Raw genomic sequence first — 9,124 nt, forward strand, 5'->3', positions numbered from 1 at the left:
AACATTAGTGATTTAGCGACAAAGAAGAGCTATTTGGATGTCGCTTATCTCCTGTTGGTAGGGAAGCTTCCGAATGAAAAAGAGCGGGCCGAATTCGATATTGAGCTGCGAAAACGCTCCTTTGTCCATGAAGGGTTAAAACGTCTTTTTGACGCATTCCCCGATAAAGCTCATCCGATGGCGATGATGTCATCGGCGGTTTCGGCGCTTTCGACCTTTTATTTTGAACATCTGAATGTGACGACAAAGGAAGAGGCGCAAGTGATGGCTCGACGGATTATTGCCAAGATTCCTACTTTGGCAGCGTTTACCCATCGACGTATGTTTGGAATCCCTTATATTTATCCCGATATTGAACGCCCCTTTACCGAAAATTTTCTCTATATGATGCGTGCCTATCCGGGAGAGAATCTCGAAATTCGTGACGTTGAGGTCAAAGCGCTCGATACGATATTTACCCTCCATGCCGATCATGAACAAAATGCCTCTACCTCTACCGTACGTGCTGTCGCATCGACGGGGGCACATCCGTATGCATCGTTATCCGCCGGAATCAATGCCCTCTGGGGGAGGGCGCATGGCGGAGCGAATGAGTCGGTGATTGCCCAGCTCGAATACATCGGGAGTGTGGATAACGTGGATGAGTTTATTGCACGTGCGAAAGACCCGAGCGATGAGTTCAAACTGATGGGATTCGGTCATCGGGTCTATAAAAACTTTGATCCAAGAGCGAAAATCCTTAAAAATCTTCTCGATCAGCTGAAAGATGAACTTGGTGTTAATAACGATTTATTGAAGATAGCGGAGAAGATCGAACAAATTGCATTAGAAGATGAATATTTTATTCAGCGCAAGCTTTATCCTAATATCGATTTTTATTCCGGTCTAATTTTGACGGCACTAAAAATACCGAAATCGATGTTTACGATTATCTTTGTCATTGGACGCTCTGTTGGGTGGGTTACCCAATGGATCGAATTGAATAACGATCACGAAATGAAAATTGCGCGCCCACGGCAGCGCTACATCGGAGAAGTAAAAAAAGGTCTCTGAATTATTTGCTATAATAAGAAACTTTATATGTGACTGGAGCTTTAATGGAGTGTGAATTTCCCACTGTCAATGCTACGAATGATGAAATTAAAACAATTTTGGATGAGGTAAAAACGATTGCGGTTTTGGGACTTTCCCCCGATGCGACCAAAGACAGCTACCGTGTAGCGGAATATCTTCAAAGTGTCGGATACACGATTATCCCTGTCTATCCGAAAGAAGAGACGATTTTGGGTGAAAAAGTGTACCGCAGCCTTGCGGAAATACCATGTTCGGTCGATATGGTTAATATATTCCGTAAACCCGATGCTCTAAATGCCATAGCCGATGCGTGTATCGAGCGTGGGGATGTTAAAGTGTTTTGGGCACAAAAAGGGATAGTCAATAATGAAGCGGCTGAGCGTGCCCGCAATGCGGGGATGCAAGTAGTTCAGAACCATTGTACGATGGTCGAACATCGAATCAGCCGCAGTTAAAGGGAAAGTTTGATCGATTTAAAAACGATATACGAAGCACATGAACGTATCAAAAATGTCATTGTTAAAACACCGTTTTCGCATGCTCCTAGGCTCAGTGAGGAATCGGGATGTCAGGTCTATCTCAAAAAAGAGAATCTTCAAGTTACCGGTGCGTTTAAAATACGAGGTGCTTACAATAAGATTGCCTCTCTAACTCAGAGTGAGCGAGATCGCGGTGTGATTGCGGCCAGTGCGGGTAACCATGCGCAAGGGGTTGCGATGGCGGCTCAAATGTTCGGCGCCAGAGCGCTCATCGTTATGCCCGAATCGACACCGTTGACCAAAATTAACGGCGTCAGCTATTACGGTGCCGAAGTTATTTTGGCGGGGAGCAATTACGATGAAGCGTATGCGTATGCAGCCCGTTACGGTGAAGAGCATGCCATGGTTTTTGTCCATCCGTTTGCCGATGAAGCGGTGATGGCGGGGCAGGGGACGATAGCGCTTGAGATGCTCGAATGTATGGGGGATCTTGACGCCATCGTGATCCCCGTCGGCGGCGGCGGACTTATTTCGGGGATGGCATCGGCGATCAAAGCGCTCTCTCCTCATATCCGTGTCATCGGTGTCGGTGCGGCGGGTGCACCTGCTATGCGGGAGTCGTATGAAGCCAAACGGGTGATTGACAGTTTGGCGGTGCGCACTATTGCCGATGGGATCGCGGTGCGGGATGCGTCACCGATTACCCTCTCTCATATTCTTGAATCGGTTGATGAGTTCGTCAGCGTCGATGATGAAGAGATTGCCAACGCCATTTTGTTTTTGCTGGAACGTCAAAAACTCGTTGTCGAGGGGGCAGGGGCGGCAGGTGTTGCCGCATTATTGCATCACAAACTAGATCATTTGCGCGATAAAAAAGTGGGTGTTGTCCTCAGTGGCGGGAATATGGATGTGACATTGCTCTCCATCATTATCGAAAAAGGGCTTATCAAATCAGGCCGTAAGATGAAACTTACCGTTACATTGATAGATAAACCGGGCGCACTGATGCAGTTGACCCGTATGCTTCAGGATCTTAATGCGAATATCGTCCATATCGCCTATGATCGTACCTCTACGACACTTGCCTATGGGGATGCAAACGTGATGATCCATTTGGAGACAAAAGGGCAAGATCATCAATCACAAATTCGTGATTTACTTAAAGAACACCGTTATCTCAGCAGCGAAGAACATTGAGGTAATTGAGTATGGAAGCTTTAAAATTATTAAATTTTAAACACCCCGTACTTCTTCTAAAAACACTATCCAACGGTAACTTGGGAATTATTGATGCTCAAAATACTCTCCGAATAGTGGATGAATCATCCTACGATATTGTAGACGGCTTTAAAACCAACCTTGAGCATGAACGTCACCTTGGCAGCAATGTCGATATGACGGTGGATGGCGAATACACCGTTTCTACCATCGTCGGGAGCAATCAAGCCGGAATTTTTAGTTTATCCAAAAGAGAACTTCTCTATAAAGTGGGTCATCACCACGGCGATGTCGAGAGTGTCGGAGTTGATCCGAACGGTCGATATTTCGTTACATGCGGACAAGACGGCAAAGCATTTGCATGGGTTCTTAAAACCTCACGTCTTGCGTTTGCATTGCCCCCTCATGCTGACTATGTCAGTACGGTTGCATTTAGCGAAAATGGACAATGGATCGCCACCGGCAGTTACGATAAAATAATTATATTATTTAATATAGCTACTATGGGGGAGCCTATTAAACTCTATGGGCACACCGGCGTTATAGTCAAAATGCTCTTTTTACCGGAGGCAAAACTTGTATCGGCTGATCGGGGCGGCGGTTTGATCGTATGGGATATAGGGAAAGGGAAAGTCTTCAAACGGCTTTCAAAAATGAACGACGATATTACCTCTATGTGTATCAGCACGACGAAGCGTTTTGTTTTTGTCGGAACCAAACTCGGTTATGTCGGGTTATACGATATGCAGACGATGGAACTTGTTACGCAACACTATATTAAAGTTCATGAGACGATAAGCTCTTTGGCATTATTGAGTAATCCACTCCGTTTGGCTATCAGTACACTCAAGGGGAATATCCATATTTATTCTCTTTTGGGGGATGAGAAAAGATACTTGGCTATGCTGCGCGATGGAGATTATAAATCATTTTATGATGCGTTGGAAGATAACCCGATGCTCTCTTATTCCAAGCTCTATGAGGCGGCGGAAAAAATTTGGCTGGATGCACTCAACAAAGGGCGCTCCTTTTTGGAAAAAAATGAGCGACAAAAAGCAAAAGAGATTTTTGCCCCATTTGCTGTCATTGGAAAAAAACAGCCCTTTATCGCTCAGATGCTCAGCTCGTATGAGAAATATGAACAATACCGATTATCTGCTCAAGAGGGTCACCTTGCATTAGCGTATTCATTGGCCAAACAATATCCCTCCTTTCAAGACTCAGAGATCTACACTAAGATGGAAGCAAAATGGAAAAAGAATTTTTTTAAAGCCCAAGAGCTTATTTTAACTCCCAATGGAGAGGAACAAGCTAGGGAATTGTTAGCACAATATCGGGGGATATCGGAAAAAACCGTACTGATTCAGCAACTTTTTGAACAACGTAAAATGTATGTATACTTTAAAAAAACGATAGCGCAACGCGATTATGTGAAATTTTTCGGACTTGTAAAAATGTATCCGTTTTTGAAAGAGTTTGAAGAATATACCGAAGTGATGGAATACGCCGATAAGCTCTATATCCAAACCCAAAAAGCTTATACAGAAGGGGATTTCGCTACGGCGAGAAAAGGGTGTGAAATTTTGGTCTCTTTTCCAGATTATGCCCAAGAAGCTCAAGAAGTAGGCAATACCATACGAATTAAACATCTCTTTTTTGAAGCGATTGCCACCAATAACCTCTCCAATGCTTTCTCCTATCTTAGTTCCTATCCTCTTTTGTATGAAACACGTGAAGCACAGCTTTTAGAGCGTCAATGGAACAGTGCTGTGGATAAAGCACAGAAGTATGCGGCATCAGGTAATGCCGCTGAAACCAGAGCTGTTTTCGAACCCTATTTCGGAATACGTGATAAGTATAGAGCGATGGCAGGGGTTGTGTCACAAGCGTATTGTGTACAGCTCGAAGAAAAAATACGTCGTGATGCCCCCTTAGATACCATCGAACGAGGTGTCCGACAATATGTGACTCTTTTTGGAATTGATGAAGCCATTTTAAGTATTGTAGATTTTCTAAAGCGTGTGACTCAGTCCAAGATTGACCTTCAAGCGCTTAAAAAAGGTTCTCTAGAAACGTGGAGTCCAATGAACCGGATTGATGATATCACGGCGCGGGTATAAGATGAAACTCACGGTAGTACTGATAAAATAGTATATGGAAATAATCAAATCACTAAACTTTAAACTGCCGATACTTTTTGTAAAGAGCCTTACCGATAGAAAGTTAGGGGTAGTGGATTCACAAAATACCCTTCGTATTATTGATAGAGATACGTTTGCGGTGGTAGACGGATTTAAAACAAATATTCAACATGAACGAAATCTTAGCAGCTATGTCGATTTGACACCGGATGGCAACTATTTAGTTTCCGCTGTTGCCGATACGAATCAAGCCGCCATTTTTAGTTTATCAAAGAGAAAATTGATTTACAAAGCGGGTCGTCACGAAGGTGAAGTTGAGAGCGTCGCTATGGACCCGAAGGGGCGATATTTCATCACATGCGGTCAAGACGGGAAGTCTTTTGCTTGGGTTCTTAAAACCTCCCATCTAGCTTTTTCACTCCCCCCGCATGCTGATTTTATCAGCTCCGTTGCTTTTGATGATGAGGGGCAGTGGATTGCAACCGGAAGTTACGACAAATCGATTAATCTACTCAATACCGCAACTATGAAAGATCCGATAAAGCTGCGCGGACATTCGGATATGATCAAAGAGATTCTATTTTTGCCGGAAGCGAAACTTCTCTCCGTTGAACGTGCAGGAGGGCTGATTGTATGGGATATGAGCAGTGCTAAAGTGCTGAAACGTCTTTCAAAAATGACCGATGAAGTTACCTCTATGTGTATCAGTCCGAGTAAGCAGTTTCTTTTCGTCGGAACCAAACTGGGGTACGTAGGGTTGTACAATCTACATACTATGGAACAAGTTACCCCACGTTATATCAAAGAGAGTGAAGAGATAACCTCCCTTGCGCTGCTCGATGATCCACTGTGTTTAGTGATCGGAACCGTAGGGGGAAATGTCCGTATTTACTCGCTTTTGAGTGATGAACCGGAGTGTATGGAGATGATTCGCGAACGCCGATTTAAACCATTTTATACAGCGATTGAGAATAACCCGATGTTGGTTTATTCTAAAACTTATGAGGCAGCAGAGAAACTGTGGGCACAGAGCGTTGTCCAAGGGCGCGAGCTTCTTGAAAAAAATGAACGCTCATCGGCGAAAGAACTTTTTGCCCCTTTCACGGGTATACCTAAAAAAAATACGGTTATCAATCAACTACTCAGTTCGTATGAAAAATACGAGCAGTTTCAAGGGTATATAAAAGTGGGGAGGTTCCCTTTAGCCTATTCGTTGGCAAAACAATATCCCGCTATTCAAGAATCGGAACTTTATTTTAAAATGGAGCTTGCGTGGAAAAAGGTTTTTGCTAAAGCGCAAGAGCTTATTTTATTGCCCAATAAAGAAGAGCAAGCCAAAGCACTATTGGCACCGTATCGCGGAATATCGGATAAAACGGTGATGATTCAACAGCTGTTTGAACAACGCCAAATGTATGACTATATGAAAAAAACAATTGCACAGCACGATTACGTTAAGTTTTTCGGACTGGTTAAAAAATATCCGTTTTTAAAAGAGTTTTCCGAGTACGCGTCAACTATGGAATATGGAGACATACTCTATATTCAATCCCAAAAAGCGTACGCAAAAAGTGATTATGCAACGGCACGAAAAGCGTGTAAGATTTTAATATCCTTTCCCGATTATGCGCATGAAGCTCAGGAGATGATCGAAACGATACGGATAAAACATCTTTTTTATAAGGCCATAGCTTCGAATGATCTCTCCAATGCATTTTCCTATCTCAGCATCTATCCGCTTCTGTATGAGACACCTGAAGCACAAGTATTGGAACGTCAATGGAATAGTATTGTGGATACAGCACAACGGTTTGCATCAACAGGCAGTATTGAAGAGATATTCGATGTTTTTGAACCCTATCGGGAGATACGTGATAAATATAGGGCAATAGCCGCTGTGATAGGACAAGCGTATTGTGTGCAACTGGAGCAAAAAATACAATTTAAAGCTCCTCAAGAGAGGATCGAATTCGGACTTCGGCAGTATGTTGAACTATTTGGATTAGATGAGGGTGTTCGCAGTGTATACGACTATTTTATACTATTGTACGAATCTAGCCTCGATCTTGAAACACTCAAGCAAGGCTCGTTAGAGTTATGGGCACCGTCAATGCGGCTCTATGATATTACGCAGGGCGGGTAATGGTCGCGATTGATTTAGGTTCCAATACGATCCGTTTTATCGAATTTGACGGTGAAAAATGGGGAAAAAGTTTTGAGAAAATCGTACGGACGGCCGAAGGGCTTCAAGAAACCCGTTTAATCGGAAACAAAGCACTGGCTCGGATAATCGATGCAATCGGTGAAGCCAAGGAGAACCTCGATTTTACCCAACCGATTCAAGCCTATACGACCGCTGCCATGAGATTAGCCGATAACTCCGTAGAAGTATTAGAAACACTTGCTGCATCAACCGGCATACACTTTGAAATTATTGACGGCGAAAAAGAGGCGATACTAACCCTCAATGCGGTTTTGTATCGACTATCCTTATTGGGATTAGAACCCTCATCGTTTGTGCTGGCGGATATCGGCGGCGGCTCTACGGAACTGACACACTATACTCATAATAGTGTTGAAACCGTGAGTCTTAATTTCGGAATACTCACCCTTAGTGAAGCGGGAGAGAACACGTTGGTTGAGAAGATTCAGAGGTTTAAAAACGTCGTCCAAAAAAGTGTCCCTAACCAATCCGCAACACTGGTATTGACGGCGGGAACCCCAACAACAATTGCCGCTTATTTATGCGGTATGGATTACACAACGTATGAGGCCGAAAAAATTAACGGGTATCGATTGTATCTGGCCGATTGCTACCGTGTGTATGATGAACTGCTGAATATGGGTGAATCAGAACGGACGCGCTATGTCGGGGTAGGGAGAGAGAATCTAATTATCGCGGGGATTTTAATGGTCACAGCGATTTATGAGGCGATGGGGTGTGAGGAAGCAATTATTATTGATGACGGGCTGCGTGAAGGTATCGCATTAGAATATTACAATTTGCACTAAAATTTTGACCTTGTGTGGAAGTTAGCTATAATAGAAAACAAAAAAAAGGGGCGAAATATTGAAATTAACTAATATTAAACGCGTCGGAATGCTTCTGCGCCCCTCAACTCCTGAGCTTAAAGAGATGTTTTTTGAAGCAAAGCGGATATTTGAATCACGGGGTATTGAGGTTATTATCGATAATATCAGCGGTGGAATGATCGATGTGATGGGTCAGCCGTTTGATATGATGTGTCAAAATTGCGATTTTCTCGTTACTATCGGTGGTGATGGAACCCTCATTTCTGCCGTTCGACGGTCGTATCGCTATCAGCTACCAGTGTTAGGAATCCATGCGGGTAAACTTGGCTTTTTAGCGGATCTTGACTTCGCGGAACTCGAATCGTTTGTAGACAAAATGATTGAGGGGGAATACCGTATCGATCAGCGCGCCGTATTGCAAGCGACCATAGTGACCCCAAACGGTGAGAGTCAGATTTTTGCGTTTAACGATATCGTATTGACACGCCCCTCGATTGCAAAGATGATTAGTCTTGAGACCTATGTCGACGGACGGAGCTTTAACACCTATTATGGTGACGGTGTCGTCGTATCGACTCCGACGGGATCGACCGCCTATAACTTATCCGCAGGAGGGCCGGTGCTGTTTCCTCTGACGCAGGTGTTTGCCCTTACCCCGATTTGCCCCCATTCGCTGACACAGCGTCCCGTCGTTTTGCCGGGTCATTTTGAGATTGAGATGAAGACTCCCGATGCGAGTGCTTTGGTCATTGTGGATGGTCAGGATTTAGTTGAGATTAGTGATTGTGACACCGTTCATATAAAACTCGCAAGCGGTGCCGCACATCTGATCCATCGAAAAGAGTTTAACTATTTTGAAGTACTCAAAGAGAAATTAGGGTGGGGGAATTAATCGGTGATAGAACGTTTCTATTTAAAAGAGTTTTTGACCTTTAAAGAGGCAGACTTGGAGTTTCATCCGGGGTTAGTCGTCTTTACCGGCCCCAGCGGAAGCGGTAAATCGATTTTGATGCGTTCGATTTTGGCCTCGGTGGGGCTTGAAAATGTCGATGCACAGGTGTGTGAATCGTCTGTTTCGTGGAATATCGATGAAGAGCGTTACGGCCTTCAAAATGAGCCTCTCAATATTTTTCGTCACGTTAAAAAAGAGAAAACCCGCTATTTTATCAACAACCAAAG

Annotated in this window: 8 protein-coding genes; all 8 read left to right on the forward strand. The window is 43.9% G+C overall.

All coding sequences use genetic code 11. The features are described from left to right. The coding region (locus A2517_RS03155) for a citrate synthase (protein WP_294894046.1) at positions 1-1,053 on the forward strand (1,053 nt) is incomplete at its 5' end. A gap of 44 nt (positions 1,054-1,097) precedes the next feature. Next, entirely contained in the window at positions 1,098-1,529 is a 432-nt protein-coding gene (locus tag A2517_RS03160; RefSeq protein ID WP_294894060.1) for a CoA-binding protein, read from the forward strand. 9 nt (positions 1,530-1,538) lie between these two features. Next, positions 1,539-2,750: a threonine ammonia-lyase gene (gene ilvA / locus A2517_RS03165; RefSeq protein WP_294894048.1), complete on the forward strand. Its 1,212-nt coding sequence runs from the start codon at positions 1,539-1,541 to the stop codon at positions 2,748-2,750. An 11-nt stretch (positions 2,751-2,761) separates the two neighbouring features. After that, positions 2,762-4,891 (forward strand): hypothetical protein, encoded by a 2,130-nt coding sequence (locus tag A2517_RS03170; RefSeq protein ID WP_294894050.1) that lies wholly within the window; start codon positions 2,762-2,764, stop codon positions 4,889-4,891. A 34-nt stretch (positions 4,892-4,925) separates the two neighbouring features. Further along, entirely contained in the window at positions 4,926-7,055 is a 2,130-nt protein-coding gene (locus A2517_RS03175) for a hypothetical protein (RefSeq protein WP_294894052.1), read from the forward strand. Beyond that, positions 7,055-7,924 carry a phosphatase gene (locus A2517_RS03180; protein WP_294894054.1) on the forward strand — a complete coding sequence of 290 codons (870 nt, stop codon included), beginning with the start codon at positions 7,055-7,057 and terminating at the stop codon, positions 7,922-7,924. Before A2517_RS03175 ends, A2517_RS03180 begins: the two co-directional genes overlap by 1 nt. 58 nt (positions 7,925-7,982) lie before the next feature. Further along, entirely contained in the window at positions 7,983-8,837 is an 855-nt protein-coding gene (locus tag A2517_RS03185) for an NAD(+)/NADH kinase (protein WP_294894056.1), read from the forward strand. 3 nt (positions 8,838-8,840) lie between these two features. Continuing rightward, positions 8,841-9,124, forward strand: a 284-nt coding sequence (locus A2517_RS03190; RefSeq protein WP_294894058.1) for an AAA family ATPase, incomplete at its 3' end; no start/stop codon positions are given.

The sequence above is a fragment of the Sulfuricurvum sp. RIFOXYD12_FULL_44_77 genome (assembly GCF_001830725.1).
Taxonomy (GTDB): domain Bacteria; phylum Campylobacterota; class Campylobacteria; order Campylobacterales; family Sulfurimonadaceae; genus Sulfuricurvum; species Sulfuricurvum kujiense_A.

Coding starts and splice junctions, on each gene's coding strand:
- A2517_RS03160 (WP_294894060.1), top strand. CDS start 1,098: ATGGAGTGTGAATTTCCCACTGTCAATGCTACGAATGATGAAATTAAA.
- A2517_RS03170 (WP_294894050.1), top strand. CDS start 2,762: ATGGAAGCTTTAAAATTATTAAATTTTAAACACCCCGTACTTCTTCTA.
- A2517_RS03175 (WP_294894052.1), top strand. CDS start 4,926: ATGGAAATAATCAAATCACTAAACTTTAAACTGCCGATACTTTTTGTA.
- A2517_RS03180 (WP_294894054.1), top strand. CDS start 7,055: ATGGTCGCGATTGATTTAGGTTCCAATACGATCCGTTTTATCGAATTT.